Consider the following 17,581-nt stretch of genomic DNA (forward strand, 5'->3'; position numbering starts at 1 on the left):
CAAGAACACTCCGTGTAGCAAGTATCAGAGAATTAAGGCGTTTTTTGTGAATACTAGGGCAGTGGTTTTGAATTGTTTGCTGTAGAATCTGAAAATCGCGCATCGTACCGTCCAATTGGTCTAATGTGTTTCTGGCGATATCCATTAGATCAAAGGTGTCGGTGCGCGTCTACCTCATTGTTTATCAAAAAAATCATGAGGGGATTCGTAAGATGCAGGCGTTAAATGGTATGAGGGTTCTTATGCAGTGGAGTAAACGTAAAAAGCGGGTGGAAAGCTTCTTTGCTGATTCAGTCAAGGGGCGAATAGAATTGCGCACAACTCATTACAGAGCAACGCATGATCAACAAGGTCGTGGTTATATCACCTTCGATAAGAATGAAGTTTGGAGTATGTGTACCTTGTCATTTTACTCAGATGAATATGAACGGATCTATAAACTCGTAAGTGATGAAGTTACTCCCTCCAAAGCTCAACTGTTAGCTCATGAACAGCTCAAGTCTGAAGGTAGGTTAAGTCAATATCTGTACTACGAATCACTCGACGAATACTGTAATAACACAATTGAGGAATCATTAACTTCGCCAAACCTACTTATAAGGTGTTTGGCAATGCTTGATTCCCGTCTAGGACAAAGGCGCATACGTACAATTGACTTAGACGAAGAAAGCCAAATGGTTGTTGAGTTTTATAAAATAAGAAGAGCCTGTGACAATACCATTTAACAAATAAGGTTATGTGCAACAAATAAGGTTATGTGCTGCGCAGCCAGCACCTAACCGAAGTGTTGAAGAAGTCCAGGCCTCCTTATATAAGTAAATATTGCGAATGGGGTGGAAGGTGATCAAGGTGAAGTGACGATATGGATGCGCGTGTCGGCCTTGGCGTGAGCCAATGATTTTAACGCATTGAATGTTAGGCTTTAGTTCTCCTTCTGGTTAACAGTGGTCGCCATTATCCTTATTATTGGTTRCATGTTATTTGGGCCGTAAGATCCCCGAAAAATACATCGGATGCTTACAGCAAGGGCAAAARCTYTGGGCTTTGGTGCGTGATGTGGTTGCTGACTGTGGGGTCGGCAACGCCAGTAGCCCCGCCAGCATGAAAACGGTTTGGATTTGTTTAAGCCGTTCTTTTTCATAGCCCCGCAGTAACCCGTAATCCCGCACCCGTCTTAAGCCCTTGGGTAATACATGCTGCAAGATTAGCCATAGAAATTTCACCACGGGTAAGCAGCGTGTTTTGACCGAATTGCTTTGGCTGTCTTTATACCGAAAGGTGACCTGTCCGTTATCAACCGCCAGAATATCGTTATCGGGGAGTACCCCGCGATACAGGTATTTTGACAGATACTGCAACGCAGGTTTACCGTGCCCAACATGACGACAGTCGACCACCCATTTCTTGGCTATTTTTGAGGGTAATGGCAGCTTTAGCGTATTACTTAAATGGTCGAGTAATTTGCCGCGCCATACGTTGGCAAGCGCAAAAGCATTAAAGAGATAGTTGTTTTTACAGTTGATCCATTGACGCTTATGTTTATCAAACCCACCGCCAGTGATCACCATATGAATATGCGGATGTAAGTCTCGGCGTCGATTGTGGGTATGCAATACAGAGGTAAAGCCAACCTGATCACCGATGTGTTTATCGTTCTTGGCAAAGCATTTGATCACCTCAGCAGTGATGGTAAACATCGCTTGGTAGACGCGTTTAGGGTGTCGCTTCGCTAAGGCTCTCAGCTCGGCAGGCAGGGTGAATGTCACCATAAAATAGTGGATGGGGAGTAACTTCGCCTGCTGTTTTTCAAGCCAATCTGACGTGGTGCGGTGTTGGCATTGTGCGCAACTGCGGTGGCCGCAAGACATGGCGTAGCGTGCTTGAAAAAGAACTGCAAGCCATTGCGGTTAATCTTGACCGTGCTCCACGAGTGGGTTTTGATCAGCTGCGCGAAGTAGTGCTTTAGATCATCAGTTGTAAGGGTGTCGGGAGCCTTATCAAAATGGTGGGTAATGCGACGTAGTGCTCGCGAATAGGCATCAATGGTGGCGGGGCGTTTACCTTGCAGCGAGAGATGGGTAAGGTGTTGTTCATAAAGGTGATCGGAATGGCATTGTTGTTCTGTGTTCATGGTTAATACTCCACATCAAAGGAGTATTAACCGTAGTGGAACGGGCTTTACGTTTTACTCTGCCGCGCAGCGGCTTCGTTCAACAAAGCGTTTAAGACAGATTCCCAACGCTTGGCGTTTTCGGCTCACTTCAGTTTAAGTGTTTATGTCACAATGGTTTAGGTTGGGTGGTTTGCGTTGCTCGCCACTTAACGCGGCTATATTCACAAAGCTTAAAAATTAAATCCGTATTAGCTCCGTACAAGTTGTACTTTGGTTGTTTAAATCTTATACTCAGGTTAATTACGGAATTACTCCGTACAATTGGAGGTTTTATGGCTACTGCAAGACTTGATATCCGTTTGGATGAAGAAATCAAAGCTAAGGCTGAGAAAGCTTCAGCTTTACTTGGTTTAAAAAGCTTAACGGAATACGTTGTTCGTCTAATGGATGAAGATTCAACTCAGGTAATTTCTGAGCATGAAAGCATCACTGTTGAAGCAAATGTATTTGATCAATTCATGATTGCTTGTGACGAGGCTAAGGCTCCGAATAAAGCATTACTTGAAGCAGCTGCATTTACTAAAAGTGGTGAGTTTAAGTGAGTTATTCCAAAACTTTCAAAGAATTGGATAAATCACAGCACGATAGAGTATCATTTGACTGTGGGGAAAAAGAGTTAAATGATTTTATCCAAACTCAAGCTGCTAAACATATGCAAGCAGGTATTAGTCGCACAATGGTTTTGCCTGCTTCTGTGCAATTACCCAATCAAAAATATCCAATTTGTTCATTTTATAGTATTGCGCCAAGTTCGATTAGCCGTGATACGTTGCCACAAGCGATGGCTAAAAAATTACCACGCTATCCAGTTCCTGTTTTCCTTTTAGCTCAACTGGCAGTTCATAAGGAATTTCATGGAAGTGGACTAGGTAAAGTTAGCTTAATCAAAGCTCTAGAATATCTCTGGGAAATTAACTCTCATATGAGAGCTTATGCCATTGTTGTCGATTGTTTAACTGAACAAGCTGAGTCATTCTACGCAAAATATGGTTTCGAGGTTCTTTGTGAAATCAATGGTCGTGTAAGAATGTTCATTCCGATGAAAACAGTCGGTCATTTATTCACTTAGACGTAAGAGTGAATATATAATCGGGTAGCCGGATGTATTTACCCTCCAGCCCCACACCACCCTGCATGCGGATCCGCACAGGGCGGTTCATTCAGAACGCCTAACCTAAATCTTCGGGTTAGGATATTGAACAGCGAACCATCCGTCCTTTAGTGAAAATAATCCCGCTTTCCTAAGGTAATCATTGCTCAGCGCTTGCTGTATCCCAGGTGTTTTCGAACTTCGCCACGGCCCTTTGCTTGTGATTCCACAACCAACGGCAGTTTGGATCCAGACACCGCGTTTAAGTAAATTTTGCACCTTTGTCCGTGGTTTACGCCACTGACGCCAGTAGCACATACGTACTCGCCGACGGATCCACTGGTCTAAATCGACACATGCTTGATAAGCGTTAGCGATACCAAAGTAGTTAATCCAGCCTTGCAGGTATTGTCGTAGTTTAAATAATTGATAACTCATGCTGACACCCCAGTTTCGGTTTGTGAGTCGCCTTATCTTTTGTTTCAAAATACGTACCGTTTTAGCGTGCCACTGGATCTTGCCTCGGGAAAAGGTGAAGCCAAGGAACTTGCTTTGATCTACCTTAACCACTTGGCTTTTCTGTTCATTAACAACCAGTTTTAACGTCGTGGCAAGGTAGTGAGTAATGCTCTTTAGTACACGGACTCCCGCTCGTTGAGATCTCACCAGAATGATGAAATCGTCCGCGTAGCGGGCGAATTTATGCCCTCGGCTTTCCAGCTCTTTATCCAGACTATCCAACATAATATTTGATAGTAAAGGCGAGAGAGGGCCGCCTTGAGGAACACCTTCCGAGCTTGCTTCAAATTGGTCGTTGACCATCACACCTGCACGGAGGTATTTGCCAATAAGCGCCAGTAGACGCTTATCCTGTACCTTTTTCCTCAGTTGAGTCATCAAGAGATCATGATTAACTCGGTCAAAGAATTTAGACAGATCAACATCGACAGCAAAGGTGCGTTTCTGTTTGATGGTATCCCGTACTTGCAGTACCGCTTGTTTGGCATTTCTGTTCGGTCTAAAGCCAAAGCTGTTCGTCGAAAAGAAGGGGTCAAACAGGGGCGTGAGTATTTGAGCAATGGCTTGCTGTATTACTCGGTCAATAACGGTAGGTATCCCCAGTTTGCGTTTACCGCCATCGGGTTTGTCAATTTCTACACGTCTGACCGCTAAGGGTTGATATTCACCGTGCTCTAGTTGATATTTACATTGCTGCCAGCTTCCTTGTTGCAGCCAAAGTGGGAAGGCGTCAATGGCCATGCCATCGATACCTACCGCACCTTTGTTGGCTTTTACTTGGCGCCAGGCTTGTTGTAAATTCTCAGGTTGAAGCAATTGAGTGAATAGATCGCTGTTGAAGGATGGTTGCCTATCATTACGCTGTTGATAGTAATCGCCTGTCGGCGTAGTGGGTATCGACAAGTTTGACAAGACTCCTCCTTCTTCTAAATGTTCAGGCCTTCACCTTGTCCCAGCCATTACGATGGGCGTTTGGCTACTATGCCGTCTGCTGACTTCTGCTTAATCACTTAACGAGTTACCTCCTCCTTGTTTAGTCGCACTTTTGCAGGTAAAAATGGATATCGAAAAACTATCAAAAGAATTGTATGAAGATTTAAACGGTCGAATAACAGCTGTAGATTATGCTGCGGAATTGGTAATCACATTTCAGTGTGATGATTGGAATGATTACGATGTAACTAGGAAGTTCAGAATCACTTGCCACGGGGTAAAGGAAAGTGAGGTACAACCATCATCAAGTGGATCACTAGAGTTTACTGGTGAGCACCAATTACTTTGGAATCACAATGAACCTCACGGTTATCTATATTATTCATCGAAAACAGAAAATCGGCATGAAATATTAGGCAGGTTGTGGGAGACTCACGAAATAATATTTGGAGGATGGCGTTCACTTACTGATTATGCCAATACATACCGCACAGGTCAGTTGATTGAATTTTGTAAAGGCGCGAATGGACAGCTTGCTCATGGTCCCAAACCGTTATTAGAAGCTTATGAACATGCACTAGTTGGTAAAATTAAAACCAATTATGTGTTTTCATATCAGCCCGAAGGTGGATATAAAGCATTGGTCTTTGACAGCTGTTTCGTAATTTGTAGATCCGTCGAGGTCGAAGAAATCAGCAGCTTACAAACTGCTTAAGGCGGACTATCAACGCTCGGCAAATTTGGCTCAGGTTTGGCGCAGTGTTTACGGTGGCTTGTTTAAGTGCGGTGGTTGCATTGCTAGCCACTTGGGAGTCCATGCAGGCGTTAGTTTGCCCACCGACTGCAATCAGTCGGTAGGGAATTTCTGCTTATGGTGTAGAACTCGCATTACGCGAATTGCTGAGCCGTCAACGCAGTAGGAAACGATCATTGAGATTTCGGGGATAATTAGTAATCGTCCTCGAATACCATCACGTTGAACACCCATCAGTGGTTGTTCAAGTAGCTTTTCTACTTTAGCTTCGATGATTTCGTCAGTTTTGTCTGCCGCGTCAGGGTTGAAGTCATAAAGAAACTCAAAGATCTTCTCACGATCATTTAGCGATTCTTCTTCCCATAAAATCATTGTTGACCTCGGCGACGAATCTTAGCTTTTCGTTCTGCCATTCGCGCTTTTGCTGAGTCATGATCAATAAATGAAGTTTTTCCTGAGTCAAACTTCTCAAATGCTAGGTTTACTTGTTCAGTTAACCAAGCGTCGTGAGATAATGCTTTACGTTGTTGCTCAGCCATTTGCTCCGTAAGCTCACGGCAAGCATCGCTAAGTGTGCGACCTTGGCTCTCTGCCATTTGCTGAGCTAAGCGTTTAACTTCGTCATCAACACGAAATTGGATTCTAGTGTCCATGAGTAACTCCTAAATTGATGTGTGTACAAATGTTAGCACTGGGGTTGAGCAAGGGCAACATACAAGGCGTTAAGTGCTGTCATGAAAGCAAAGCTAATTTCCACAAATGGAGAATATCTCGACGCCATTATTGATATAGATGGCAATTTATACTGCGTCATGGATGAATTTGGCTTATATGGAGGCCGCGGACCAAAGGTCGGCGAGACTTTCGATATAGAATTTTCAAACCTGATAGATGAAGACGAATCATGGGAATCCATCTTCAGCTCCAATCCCGAGAAGAAGATTGGAATTGAACAAATTGAAGGCTGGAAATATCGTGCTTACGGAGAGATTACATCCATCAACCCTGTGGAGGTAAATTGCGGAATTCTATCTGAAGAGGATGTAATTCAAACCCATGACCCTAAGGTCATTGGTGAGTACATTGCCTTCACAATCAGCAGGCTTGGCGGGTCTAGCACTTAACAAACGCATAAGGCGCTGATGGATCCCCTCATAATTTGCCCAGCCCTTCGGTGTGAGTGAGTCGTTGATATTCAAGCATTGCTTATTGATATTGGGAATCGTTAATTTGATATCGTTGATGAACCCGAGCTTCCCGCCCAAGTCGTGGTATTGATAGGACTTTCCGGTGCTTTTCAAGTCGCGGAACAATTCTTCGATCAACGCGTTTAATCGCATGTTTTACGGTTGTATTAGTTTCAAGTCGTCGGCCAAGCTTTGTTAATGTTGGTCTGAACCATCAAGAACACTCCGTGTAGCAAGTATCAGAGAATTAAGACGTTTTTGTGAATACTAGGGCAGTGGTTTTGAATGGTTTGCTGTAGAATCTGAAAATTGCGCATCGTATCATTCAGTTGGTCTAATGTGTTTCTGGCGATATCCATTAGATCAAAGGTATCGGTGCGCGTCTACCTCATTGTTTATCGATATAATTATGAGGGGATTCGTAAGATGCAGGCGTTATACGTTATACATAAAGGGAAAGATTATGCGTAGATGGGCAATGCCGAACGAAGTACCATTAAGTCGAAGAATCAGAAATATCTTTTTGGTAGTTAGTTTATTGGTATATGCAGGATACTCCATGTATATAGATGAAATTATAATACCGACAGAGAACGGAATTTTATATGTAAATGGTAACCTTATATTTGGAGTCCATTTGGCGATTATCTGTGCAGTGATCGTTTTGTTGTTGGAAGTTGCAGATCATTACGATAAAAGAGCTAATGAAAGTAAATATGAAAAGTGGTCAAGTTTCTTTAATAAATTAGGAAATATTCTTTTTTTCGGAACATTAATTATTAACTTGATACTTTCATAAACGTATAACAAATAAGGTTGTGTGCTGTGACTGTGCAGTCAGCACTTAACCGACGTGTTGAACAAGTCTAGGCCTCTTTATATAAGTAAATATTGCGGATAGGGTGGAAGGAGAGCAAAGCGAAGTGACGATATGGAGTCCATGCCATTCGTTATACCTATGCAACCACTTGAAATTCAAAAGTACGCCTACATATTGGTATCATTAGTTAATCAAATGTAGGGATACATATGTCAATTCAAAATCTAAATGCTGGCGATATTGTTGTCAGCAATTTTGGTGTATATCAGCACTGGTCTTTAGTCTCAGACTCTTTATGTGACAAGGGACTACCAATGCTCATTTCTGCAACTAAGCGAAATGGCACGGTTCAAGAAGAAAGCTGGGATGTCGTAACGCAGGGCAAACATACTTATCCTGCTAAAGTGACTTACGAGCGTCCTGTGTCAGAGGTGCTCGAACTCGCTCGATCTCAAATTGGTACTTGGAAATATTCTCTAACAGACCGAAACTGTGAGCATTTTGCTAAATGGGCGACAGGGTTGAAAATGTCTTCGACTCAAGTTGTGGCAGGCGCAACGGGTGCTGTTTTAGGCGCGAGTTTAGTTGGTTTATGCTCAGAAAATCCGAAGTTTGCTAAATTTCTTGGCGGAGCTTTAGCGCTGGGTAGTTTGGCTGTTTTAGTGACTAAAGCTGTCGAGAAAAAATCGGCATAACAGATAAGGATATGAGCTGCACAGCCAGCACCTAGCCAACGTATGAACAGGCCCAAGCTCTCTATCAGTCAATATTGTGAAAGCAGAGCAATCTGCCATTACAGTGAGTGATGATATTTATATCAACGCCAACTTGACCTTCCACTAGCTGGAAGGAGTAGCCTTAGCTTAACCAATGGCAAAATGAAAAAGACGCTTTATGGGATGTTGTAATCAGTCACCTAAGGGTGGTACTCGCCAGCTAGCCTTAATGTTTAAAGTAACAGGTTCAATCTTTTTACTGGTTCTATTGCTTGCAATGGTATTCGGCTAAAAACAAATTATTGCTATTACTGTAAAACCCACTGCGAGTCAGTGGGTTTTTCGGTAATAGGTTATTTAATAAAAGTGAAGAAAATTAAGTGTTAGTATGCCGTAGCATACACCTCGACTTCAGCGTTGTTCCCATTATTGTTTAGCATGAAAAGAACATAACCATTCTGATCGACTTTGATTTCAATGAACTCTTGGTCACCACGGTAGTGGGACGCAACATCGTGCTGCTCTGGCGTTGGCCAATGCGACTGAGCAGCATACAGATCGACATTGCTGACATGAGCATCTTGGTTAGCGTTTTGTTCTGCTGTAGGGGTAACCCAAATTCGTACCGTGTTTTTACCTTCTGGCACATAAAAATCCAGGTAACGCGTATTAATTACATCAAGCTTAATCGGCTCATCGGCGGTTAGTCTTACTGGCGCGAGATCATCCTGACCGGCATTGCTACCTTGGTTGCCACCGTGATTTTCTACTTCCGCTTTGGCGAGTAGTTCAACATTCTTGAAAGCTTCGCGACCATCAACGCTAACGTAGTAACGACCTGCTTTGATGTAACCATTTGCTTGGGGCTCGATAGTGACTTGTTCGTTACTACCTTCAGCGAAAGAGGTGAAATCATGATCGTAGTAGTGAGCAACACGCTCGAAACTCGCATATAAATCCGCGTCGCCTTCACCTTGAATAGAGAGTTCAAGCGAGCGAGTGTAGTCAGGTACATCAATATAGAATTGTTGCTCGCTGTATTTCTCACCGTCAAGCATCATTATACTATTAAGCGCTAGTTCAGAAACAATGGGCTCTTTTTCACCCGGTGTCGTTGGTTGGCTGGTTGTTTCCAGTGTATCTAGCCATGTACTAAATTCTTGGTCGTACTGCTGAGCAATGGTCTGGCTCTTCTTCGCCCAGGCTTTGAAGTTGTTATTACGTCCAAGAGCTAAGAGTTGGTCAACGTCTGCCGGATGGTTATCCATTAAAAAGCGTACGGCGAGGTAGCCCCAACGGTATATACGGTCAGTATCGTGCGAGTAGGATGTCGCCATCACTTCTGCTAGTGAGTACTTGTGCGTTTTACCTAATTCAATTGCCGCGTTGTAACCATCTTTGTAGTGCATGTATTCGGCAAAGCCTTCAAGCCACCACACAGTATTACCTTCACGCAATACATCACCAAAGTCACCGTATAGGTTAAAGCGGCCATCTAAGTAATGAACGTATTCATGCTCTAGGTTAAGAATACTAAAACCTTCCGCGTATTCGTTACGGTAAGCAACAAAACGGGCTTTATTATCAGGTTTGGCAGGGTTGCCTTCTAAGTACTGACCACCGTTATTGGTCGAGTTACCGAATAGGAAGCTTGAATACGTGACGTAATCGCTGTTTGAATCAAACACAATCACTTCAACATGATCGTTATAATCATCTGCAACAGGTGCACCATTGCTATTCACTAGCTGGTGGAAATCTGCTTCTTTTTCATTGAGCGTTGCACAGACTTCTAGTGCTTGTGTTTGACCCATCTTTTGAGCACGCACAATGGCAGGGCCATCGCAAGGGTAGCTAAATGGCATTATTAATGCCTCTAGTTGTGCTTTGCCATCCGTTAGCCCCATAGACTCAGCTTGATCAGGTGCGAAGTAGTTCACCATCTCTGCCATTCCGACCCAAATCTTATCGTTCTTACCACCGAGTGGATAACGTTGAAGTAGGTTCTTCTGAATGGCTAAAACTTGCTGCTTTGTTGCAGCGTATGGACTGGCAAGTAAACGCCCCATTTCGCGAGAAGCATTGCTCACAATAAAGCTGGCATTCGTTTCCAACGCCCATTCATTATCGTAAATAAATTGCTCCAGTTGGCGTAGGTATTCAGGGTGTTTAGCTAGATCTGAATAGAAAGCATCATTACCGGTGTGACCGCTCATACCGCGGAACAGATCGTTCAGTGATTCAATGAATTGGGTATGTTCAACGCTTTCAGGAGTCAAATGATTAAGCAAGGTTAACTGATTCGCCATAGTCAGAGGCAGGCGGCGAATATTATCAACCATAATGGTCATGCTTTTCAGTGCTGAGCTCTGCTCATACCCATAATTAATCGCATAAGGAGAAGTGATAAAGGTATTGATGGTTTGTGCCAGTTTTAGACCAAGCGCGTCTGAGTATTCACCAAGTTGTTGCTTATTGTTAGAGCGTACGTAGTAAGCCGCACGAATAAATTCACCCAGGTTATTGATCGTCACGGCTTGAGCGGATTCGCCGCGATAGTTGTTCACTTCGGTTAATAAACGTTGCTGCGCTTGCGCCATAATGCGATCGCTAAAAATGGTTTGTGCTTGCGTGACGTTTGCTGAGAACCATTCATTACGGCAGTCGAGATCGGCACCTTCTACGGCAATAAGCGGATTTTGTGAGGCTGAAAGCGCGTTGAGTTCACAAGTTGGTGCGGCAGATGATTGTGAGGTATAGAAGCTGGTTGTTAGCAGGATAGCTAAAGCAGAGTGTTTGAATGTTTTTGAGTGGTTCATTACTGTAATCACTGTTTTGTGTGATGAATAGTAGCCGGGAGTTATACTCGTCATATATTCAAATGTACGAATATTAATATGAAACTAAGAGACTCATTCCAAAATCAACAGGTTTCTTAATGACGTTAATTTGCTTCTATGAAATCAATGAAAACTTGATTGTAATCATTGAGTTAGGTTTTTGTGGCTGACTTAATGTCGCGGATGTATTCAATAAAAATGTAAGTTGCCTGTTTATTGGCCGTCTCTGCGACGGTTAATCCCGCCATGCGTTGTTTTGGTTTTGTCAGCAGACTTTTGCGGTGCTGCTCTATTGAGCAGTAGTCATATTTCTTCTCAGTTAAAATACCGGTGATTACGGTAGCTATATTAATGGTTGCTAGCATGATTACTCATTCTTTCCTGGCTTGTGCTTAATAGACAAGGTGGAAAGTGAGCAAGGCGAAGTGCTGATATTGATGAGAGCTTTGGTCGTCGCGAGCTAGAGTATAATTAGGTTTGTAAATAAGGCGTTGACACGTACTATTGCAATGTTAAGTAGGCTGCCAGTAAAGAGGGTTCAATATGAAATATGTATGGTTATGTTTGTCTTTTATGATTTTAGGGTGTACTAACCAATCTTATCTAGAGCCTGACTTAAAACAATCTGTCGCAGAGGCAACCCAAGAGAGCGACCCCGTGTTTTCTACTGGTTATGCTGACCTAAACGGTGATGGTTTAGATGATGCTGTGGTTTTTCTTCAAGGAATGCAATGGTGTGGTTCTGGTGGCTGTACGCTCATGGTTTTTGAAAACCTCGGCGATCGCTATCGATTTATATCTAAAGCCTCGGTGACGAGTACACCGATAAGTGTGGCGAAAACAGCAACTAATGGATGGCAAGATTTGATTGTTTGGTCTCGTGGTTCAGGATTCGTTCTGATGCAATTTGATGGCGATGAATATCCTCGTAACCCATCTTTAGTACAGCTGGCTGGTGATTCACAAATTCAAGGCGCACAGTTAATTCTAGAGTAACGCTGACCGTTGGCTTGAGACTTAGCCATGGCCTTAAGTTATGTTCATCAGACGTTACGTACCGAACCGCGATCAATAATTGTCGGCTCAAATTTTTCGTATTCAAGGTTAGGGTCGATCAGTAATTGCGTGGCTGTTTTCGCCATAGCGGCAATAGGAAAGTGCACACTGGTTAACTTGGGAGAGACAAACGCCGCACGCTCGCCACTGTCGTAGCAAATTAATGAAATGTCCTGCGGAATCCGTAAACCGTGTTCTGAAATCGCAAGTAAAGCGCCGAGCGCCATCTCTTCGTTACAGCAGTAAATCGCGCTTGGGCGATTGGTTTGCTTGAGTAGTTTGCAGCATGCGTTATAACCGCTGGGTAAATCATAATGACCTGAGAGACATTCTATTGGCGTGAGCTTGGCGGCTGCCATGGTATCGGCAAAACCTTGATAGCGAAGTTGGCTTGAACTGCGTGTTTGAGGGCCACTGATACAGGCAATATTTTGGTGGCCGTGTTGAATTAAAAATTCAGTTGCAAGGTGGCTGGCAAGATGATGATCAAAACTAACGCAGCGCGATTCCAGCCCTTTAACGACACGGTCTAACAATATAAACGCATGGTTTTTCGATAACGCGTTAAGTTGCTCATCGGTAATGCTTCTTACATGCAGCACTAATCCATCACAGCGCATGTTATAGAGTTTGGTGATGGCTTTAAGTTCATTGTCAGCCGTGCCTCCACCTTGTGTCACGAGGAGCTGCTTGTGACTTTTGTCTGCTTCAGTTTGTACGTTATCCATCAACATACCAAAGAAACCACCAAGGTATGAGGTGGTGACAAGACCTAAGGTTTGGCTTTGGCTGGATGCGAGTGCACGCGCGGCTGGGTTTGGCGTGTAACCAAGCTCGGCTATAGCTTGTTCAATACGTTGCTTTGTTTCTGGTTTAACCTTGGTGTCGCCATTAACAACGCGCGAAACGGTCGCACGAGAAACGCCTACATGCTTTGCCACATTTTCTAAAGTAACCATAAATGACCTATTAACGAAAAGAGTGGCCAATCGCCATTAGCCACTCTGCGTATTGTTGTATTTATTGTGCGAACTGAGGTAGATATTCAGCATTAATGCTTAGTACGTCATCTAGGATTGGTTGTGCAAGTTGTGCATCACCAATCAACGGGTTGGTTACTAAGGCGAGTAATGCCGCTTGTTTATCACCATGAACGGCGGCTTCAATCGTCAAGCGCTCAAACGCTTTTACTTGTTGAGTAAGGCCATGCATTGATTCGGGTAAATGTCCAAATGCCAATGGATGCGCACCTTGACGGTCAATAATACAATCCGTTTCAATTGCTGCATCATCAGGCAGACCTAATATTGTACCGTTATTAGTGGTATTCACCACTAGGCGTGTGCCGGAGTTGTTGTGAATTGCACAAATAAGTTCAATCGCCACTTCAGAATAGAATGACCCGCCACGGAAGCTTAATTGTTCTGGTTTATGATCCAAATCGGGATCTTGATACAGTTCAAAGAGCTCCTGTTCAACTTTCATTACTTGCTCAGCACGAGTGCCTTCGTTCGCTGCTTGTTTGATCTCATCTTTTAGCATGGTTTGTGTTTGATAGAAATAGCGATGGTAAGGGCATGGAATCGCCCCTAAAGCACGCAAGAACTCCGGAGACCATGGCTCTTCTTTGATATTGTTCATGGTGAGTGCCGCGCCATCGCATAGCATCTCAATGACTTTATCCGTGACGTTTTCGCCTTTCAGCATCACTTCGTGTGCCCATACCATATGGTTAAGACCGGCAAAGCGCAGCTGAATATCGTTGTAATCAGCGTTAAGCATGGTCGCAATCATATGGTGCATCGTCACTGGGACATTACAGAGGCCGATGATTTTTGCGTTGCTGTAGCGAGAGACCGCTTCAGTGACAATACCGGCTGGATTGGTAAAGTTAATGATCCAGGCGTTAGGGGCAAGTTCTTCCACTTTTTTAGCAATATCAAGCATCACTGGAATTGTGCGAAGTGCTTTCGCAAAGCCGCCGACGCCAGTGGTTTCCTGGCCTAATAATCCGTATTTAAGTCCTAGGCGTTCATCGGCAGCCCGTGCTGGTAGTTGGCCAACACGGAATTGGGTTAATACATAATCAGCGCCTTTAATGGCTTCATCAGGTGTAAAGTGTACACTGACGATAACATCGGATAAGCCGTTATGCTCTAGCATGCGACGGGTTAATCCGGCAATAATTTCAACTTTGTTATGGCCTTTTTCAACGTCAACTAACGCAATTTCATGTAATGGGATCAGCTTCCAACGTTGAATAATACCTTCAATCAATTCAGGTGTGTAACTGCTGCCGCCACCAATAATGGCAATTTTTGCGGTGTTCATTGTGCTATTCCTTATAAATCTGATGTACGGCGGTATAATTCAATTAAGTCTTGCGCTAAGTCTTGGATGACCATGGCATTCATTAGATGATCTTGCGCATGGACGACAATCAAGGTTACCTGTAGTTTTCCTTCACCTTCATCCATACCAATTAGAGCGGTTTGCACTTTGTGTGCTTGGTTAATGGCGGCTTTTGCCTCTTCTATTAGGGCTTGTGCTTGCTCAAAATCATGTTTTCTTGCTGCTTGAATTGCCATTAAAGAAGTACTGCGAGCATTACCTGCTGCGACTAATAACTCCATGATGGTTTGTTCGATATCCATGATGTTTTCCTTAAATAACAATTAAATAATTAGGCAGTGACGGCAGTCGGTGTGACAGATTCTGACTCCATTTCTTGCTCGACGAGCTGTTTCTCGTAGGCTTTGAAGAATGGGTACCAAATAATGGTATCGATGATCATCAGCAGTACGACTAATACAAAGGCACGGTAGTCCCAGGCGGCTGAAATCATTGCGCCGATAGGGGCGGGAGTTGTCCATGGTGCCATCGCGATCATTTTCTGAACCAGGTTTAAATGCAGAGCGAAATAGGCAAGTGTTGCGTTTACCATTGGTACGATAATCAGTGGGAAGAAGAGTAGTGGATTCATTACTACCGGCGAGCCGAAGATAAGCGGTTCGTTAATGTTGAATATGGCAGGTACTACACTCAATTTACCGATAGTGCGTAAGTGAATAGAACGACTACGTAGATAGAGGAACGCTAACACTAAGGTTGAACCTGAGCCACCGACACAAATATAGAATGACCAGTAAGGCGCCGTCAGTATTTGCGTTGTATCCATGCCGTTAGACATTAATGATGCGTTAGCGGCAAGGTTTGCCATAAAAATAGGGTTAAGTAATCCAGTAACAATATTGTCGCCGTGGATACCCGCGAACCATAATAAGTTAGCAATGAGCAGCGCAATTAATATAGCTGGTAGTGTATCGCCAAGAGCAACTAAGGGCTGGAATACTTGCATGATTGCTGCTGGCAATAATAAATCATATTGGCTTTGCAGTAATAAGCTCACCGGATAGACCGTGATCATAATGCCAACCACCGGGTACAGCAGTTCAAACGAGCGAGCAATAGCGGGGGGTACTTGCTCTGGCATTTTGATGGTGATGTTGTATTTCTTTAAAAAATGGATAAGCTCGACCGACCATAACGCACAGATAATCGCTGTGAACACACCCTCACCACCAAGAAAGTCCATCGACATCTTATTTTGGAATTGTGGTGCAGCAGCGAGTAAAAATGCCATCAGCGAGAGCATGGCTGCGGTAAGTCCATCTAATTTATACGCTTTTGCTAAGCTATATGCCGTACCTAAACTGACAAATACCCCCATCAGGCCCATTGTCATGAAATAAGGCATGGTGATGGTGTCCCAATTGCTTTTGGCAAAATGTAACCACCACTGGCCGAAGGAAGATTGGGTATCTGCATCAAATGGTGGGTTAGCCACAATCAGCATAATACTGCCGATAATTAAAAATGGCATTGCTGAGATAAAACCATCACGAATAGCGATGATATGTCGTTGCCCACCTATTTTTGCAGCAATGGGTGCGATTTTATTTTCAACAATATTCATCATTGAATTATAAAGGCCCATGGTGACCTCCTATCTATAATGAGTTCTACAAGCACTGGAGATTCAGTGCTCGTATTAACAATAAAATTATGAAGTTAATTAATGGAGAGGGTAATTAGCCAATCAAAGCTAAAGCACTATCAAGTACTTTATCGCCTCGCATGGTGCCGTAATCCATCATGTTAATAACATCGACAGGTTTATTCAGTGGCGAGGCTAATTCAGTAATTCTTGCGAGTTCATATTTCACTTGAGGGCCAAGTAATACCACATCATATTGCGGTAAATGTTCTTCAATATCGGCGATTGAGATGGCGTTGATAACGGTTTCTAGTGCGCGTTCTTCAGCAGAGGCTTGCATTTTTTTAACCAGCATACTAGTTGACATTCCAGCAGCACAGCAAAGCAAAATCTTTTTCATATCAATTCCTTACATTTTAAAATTGCTCATGAGAGCGCTCTCATTTGCGCTAACAATAATCCCTATAAGGAATGCGTTTTGTGATGCGAATCGCTATTTGCATTTAAATTGTATCATAATGTGTATTTTAGCCTTTGGTGTGTGATCTGGGTTTTGTTTTATGCATTAAGTGTGCATTTGTAGCTTACAAGGGCGATTATTTTGTGTTAATGCTTCCGACTTCTGTGTATCCCATGAATTTAATGATATGGGTAATAAAGCCTGAAATTGTGGTCGTCATTCAAGGAGGAAAAAATGGGAATGGTTTATCTGTTCGATTGGGGGGATACCCTGATGGTTGATTTTCCTGATGTACAAGGAAAAATGTGCAACTGGCATACAGTTGAGGCGGTAGATGGCGCGAAAGAAACATTAGCGGCGTTAGCTCAACAAGGTTATGTTCTTTATGTTGCGACTGGTGCTGACGATTCTAGTGAACAAGATATTAAGCGAGCGTTTGAGCGAGTAGGACTGGCTTGTTTTATATCCGGCTATTTTTGTCGAGCCAATATTGGGCTTGCAAAAGGCAGTGCGGCGTTTTATCAGCGAATTGTCACTCAGCTTGGTATTCCTCCTACTGAAATCACTATGGTAGGGGACTCATTAGTCAAAGATGTTATTGCCGCGCAGGAGGCTGGATTGCATGCCGTCTGGTTTAATCCGCGAGATGCAAGGTATACCGAGGGTGAACACACGACAATGATTACTCAGCTTGTTGAGTTAATCGGCTAACACAGGGGGTCAGGTATTTAAAAAGGCTTGGTCATGAGACTACCTGATTACCATCATTAATCAGCCAGCTGAGCTATACTTTGAGTTAAAGAAAACTTGAGGATTAGATCATGCCTAAGAATATGGTTCAATTTCAGAAAAGTATTTCTATTCATCGCTTTATCAAGCTGTATGGTACTGAAGAACAGTGCCAAAAGCACTTGTTTGATATGCGATGGCCTACTGCGTTCAAGTGCCCTAATTGCCATCACGATAAGTATTGCCAGTTAAAATCACGTGACTTGTATCAGTGCAATCGCTGCCGACATCAAGCATCACTAACGTC

Annotated in this window: 21 protein-coding genes and 1 pseudogene; 10 read left to right on the forward strand and 12 right to left on the reverse strand. The window is 43.3% G+C overall.

All coding sequences use genetic code 11. The features are described from left to right. Positions 1 to 161: 161 nt before the first annotated feature. Complete coding sequence (locus tag L4D12_RS24405; RefSeq protein WP_428450429.1) at positions 162 to 725, forward strand: SF0329 family protein; 564 nt, start codon at positions 162 to 164, stop codon at positions 723 to 725. 252 nt (positions 726 to 977) lie between these two features. Here L4D12_RS24405 and L4D12_RS24410 read toward each other — a convergent pair. Together L4D12_RS24410 and L4D12_RS24415 are read right to left on the reverse strand one after the other, a co-directional pair. Then, positions 978 to 1,880, reverse strand: a pseudogene (locus L4D12_RS24410) (IS91 family transposase); the annotation flags it as partial. After that, on the reverse strand, positions 1,763 to 2,131 hold the full coding sequence (locus tag L4D12_RS24415; RefSeq protein WP_428450430.1) for a site-specific integrase: 369 nt from the start codon (positions 2,129 to 2,131) through the stop codon (positions 1,763 to 1,765). The pseudogene L4D12_RS24410 and the gene L4D12_RS24415, both read right to left, overlap by 118 nt. Positions 2,132 to 2,445: 314 nt before the next feature. On the opposite strand from L4D12_RS24415, the gene L4D12_RS24420 reads away from it, so the two are divergent. Continuing rightward, complete coding sequence (locus L4D12_RS24420) at positions 2,446 to 2,715, forward strand: type II toxin-antitoxin system TacA family antitoxin (protein WP_005423939.1); 270 nt, start codon at positions 2,446 to 2,448, stop codon at positions 2,713 to 2,715. Then, the gene (locus tag L4D12_RS24425) at positions 2,712 to 3,242 is read left to right on the forward strand and encodes a GNAT family N-acetyltransferase (RefSeq protein ID WP_428450431.1); all 531 of its coding nucleotides are present in this window, start codon (positions 2,712 to 2,714) and stop codon (positions 3,240 to 3,242) included. The genes L4D12_RS24420 and L4D12_RS24425 overlap by 4 nt, the downstream gene beginning before the upstream one ends. A 105-nt stretch (positions 3,243 to 3,347) precedes the next feature. On the opposite strand, the gene ltrA is transcribed toward L4D12_RS24425, so the two are convergent. Next, a complete protein-coding gene (gene ltrA, locus L4D12_RS24430; protein WP_428450432.1) occupies positions 3,348 to 4,694 on the reverse strand; it encodes a group II intron reverse transcriptase/maturase in 1,347 nt (448 codons plus the stop codon). A 145-nt stretch (positions 4,695 to 4,839) separates the two neighbouring features. On the opposite strand from ltrA, the gene L4D12_RS24435 reads away from it, so the two are divergent. Then, a complete protein-coding gene (locus L4D12_RS24435; RefSeq protein WP_428450433.1) occupies positions 4,840 to 5,430 on the forward strand; it encodes a hypothetical protein in 591 nt (196 codons plus the stop codon). 132 nt (positions 5,431 to 5,562) lie between these two features. On the opposite strand, the gene L4D12_RS24440 is transcribed toward L4D12_RS24435, so the two are convergent. Together L4D12_RS24440 and L4D12_RS24445 are read right to left on the reverse strand one after the other, a co-directional pair. Next, on the reverse strand, positions 5,563 to 5,841 hold the full coding sequence (locus L4D12_RS24440) for a type II toxin-antitoxin system RelE/ParE family toxin (protein WP_428450434.1): 279 nt from the start codon (positions 5,839 to 5,841) through the stop codon (positions 5,563 to 5,565). Next, positions 5,838 to 6,122 carry a damage-inducible protein J gene (locus tag L4D12_RS24445; RefSeq protein WP_428450435.1) on the reverse strand — a complete coding sequence of 95 codons (285 nt, stop codon included), beginning with the start codon at positions 6,120 to 6,122 and terminating at the stop codon, positions 5,838 to 5,840. Before L4D12_RS24445 ends, L4D12_RS24440 begins: the two co-directional genes overlap by 4 nt. 81 nt (positions 6,123 to 6,203) lie before the next feature. On the opposite strand from L4D12_RS24445, the gene L4D12_RS24450 reads away from it, so the two are divergent. From L4D12_RS24450 to L4D12_RS24460, 3 genes are all read left to right on the forward strand, one after another. Further along, positions 6,204 to 6,593: a hypothetical protein gene (locus tag L4D12_RS24450; protein WP_428450436.1), complete on the forward strand. Its 390-nt coding sequence runs from the start codon at positions 6,204 to 6,206 to the stop codon at positions 6,591 to 6,593. Between the two features lie 526 nt (positions 6,594 to 7,119). Continuing rightward, on the forward strand, positions 7,120 to 7,455 hold the full coding sequence (locus tag L4D12_RS24455) for a hypothetical protein (protein ID WP_428450437.1): 336 nt from the start codon (positions 7,120 to 7,122) through the stop codon (positions 7,453 to 7,455). A 230-nt stretch (positions 7,456 to 7,685) separates the two neighbouring features. Continuing rightward, entirely contained in the window at positions 7,686 to 8,171 is a 486-nt protein-coding gene (locus L4D12_RS24460) for a lecithin retinol acyltransferase family protein (protein ID WP_428450438.1), read from the forward strand. A 404-nt stretch (positions 8,172 to 8,575) separates the two neighbouring features. Here the strand turns inward: L4D12_RS24460 and L4D12_RS24465 are convergent, their stop codons facing one another. Both L4D12_RS24465 and L4D12_RS24470 read right to left on the reverse strand, forming a co-directional pair. After that, positions 8,576 to 11,011 (reverse strand): M9 family metallopeptidase, encoded by a 2,436-nt coding sequence (locus L4D12_RS24465; RefSeq protein WP_428450439.1) that lies wholly within the window; start codon positions 11,009 to 11,011, stop codon positions 8,576 to 8,578. A 173-nt stretch (positions 11,012 to 11,184) separates the two neighbouring features. Next, the gene (locus L4D12_RS24470) at positions 11,185 to 11,397 is read right to left on the reverse strand and encodes a hypothetical protein (protein WP_428450440.1); all 213 of its coding nucleotides are present in this window, start codon (positions 11,395 to 11,397) and stop codon (positions 11,185 to 11,187) included. A gap of 178 nt (positions 11,398 to 11,575) precedes the next feature. Between L4D12_RS24470 and L4D12_RS24475 the strand changes: the two genes are divergently transcribed. After that, complete coding sequence (locus tag L4D12_RS24475; protein ID WP_428450441.1) at positions 11,576 to 12,028, forward strand: hypothetical protein; 453 nt, start codon at positions 11,576 to 11,578, stop codon at positions 12,026 to 12,028. A gap of 47 nt (positions 12,029 to 12,075) precedes the next feature. Here the strand turns inward: L4D12_RS24475 and L4D12_RS24480 are convergent, their stop codons facing one another. The 5 genes from L4D12_RS24480 to L4D12_RS24500 all read right to left on the reverse strand — a co-directional run bounded on the left by L4D12_RS24480 (position 12,076) and on the right by L4D12_RS24500 (position 16,485). Beyond that, the gene (locus tag L4D12_RS24480) at positions 12,076 to 13,047 is read right to left on the reverse strand and encodes a LacI family DNA-binding transcriptional regulator (protein WP_428450442.1); all 972 of its coding nucleotides are present in this window, start codon (positions 13,045 to 13,047) and stop codon (positions 12,076 to 12,078) included. 61 nt (positions 13,048 to 13,108) lie between these two features. Further along, positions 13,109 to 14,419, reverse strand: a complete 1,311-nt coding sequence (locus L4D12_RS24485) for a 6-phospho-beta-glucosidase (RefSeq protein WP_428450443.1) — start codon at positions 14,417 to 14,419, stop codon at positions 13,109 to 13,111. Between the two features lie 11 nt (positions 14,420 to 14,430). Further along, positions 14,431 to 14,742, reverse strand: a complete 312-nt coding sequence (locus tag L4D12_RS24490) for a PTS lactose/cellobiose transporter subunit IIA (RefSeq protein ID WP_428450444.1) — start codon at positions 14,740 to 14,742, stop codon at positions 14,431 to 14,433. Between the two features lie 29 nt (positions 14,743 to 14,771). Beyond that, positions 14,772 to 16,085, reverse strand: a complete 1,314-nt coding sequence (locus L4D12_RS24495) for a PTS sugar transporter subunit IIC (RefSeq protein WP_428450445.1) — start codon at positions 16,083 to 16,085, stop codon at positions 14,772 to 14,774. 94 nt (positions 16,086 to 16,179) lie between these two features. Beyond that, the gene (locus tag L4D12_RS24500; RefSeq protein WP_428450446.1) at positions 16,180 to 16,485 is read right to left on the reverse strand and encodes a PTS sugar transporter subunit IIB; all 306 of its coding nucleotides are present in this window, start codon (positions 16,483 to 16,485) and stop codon (positions 16,180 to 16,182) included. Between the two features lie 294 nt (positions 16,486 to 16,779). On the opposite strand from L4D12_RS24500, the gene L4D12_RS24505 reads away from it, so the two are divergent. Beyond that, a complete protein-coding gene (locus tag L4D12_RS24505) occupies positions 16,780 to 17,256 on the forward strand; it encodes an HAD family hydrolase (protein ID WP_428450447.1) in 477 nt (158 codons plus the stop codon). A gap of 110 nt (positions 17,257 to 17,366) precedes the next feature. After that, on the forward strand, positions 17,367 to 17,581 hold a 215-nt coding region (locus L4D12_RS24510), incomplete at its 3' end, for a transposase (protein WP_428450448.1).

Origin of the sequence: Photobacterium nomapromontoriensis, assembly GCF_050336815.1 — a bacterium.
Taxonomy (GTDB): domain Bacteria; phylum Pseudomonadota; class Gammaproteobacteria; order Enterobacterales; family Vibrionaceae; genus Photobacterium; species Photobacterium nomapromontoriensis.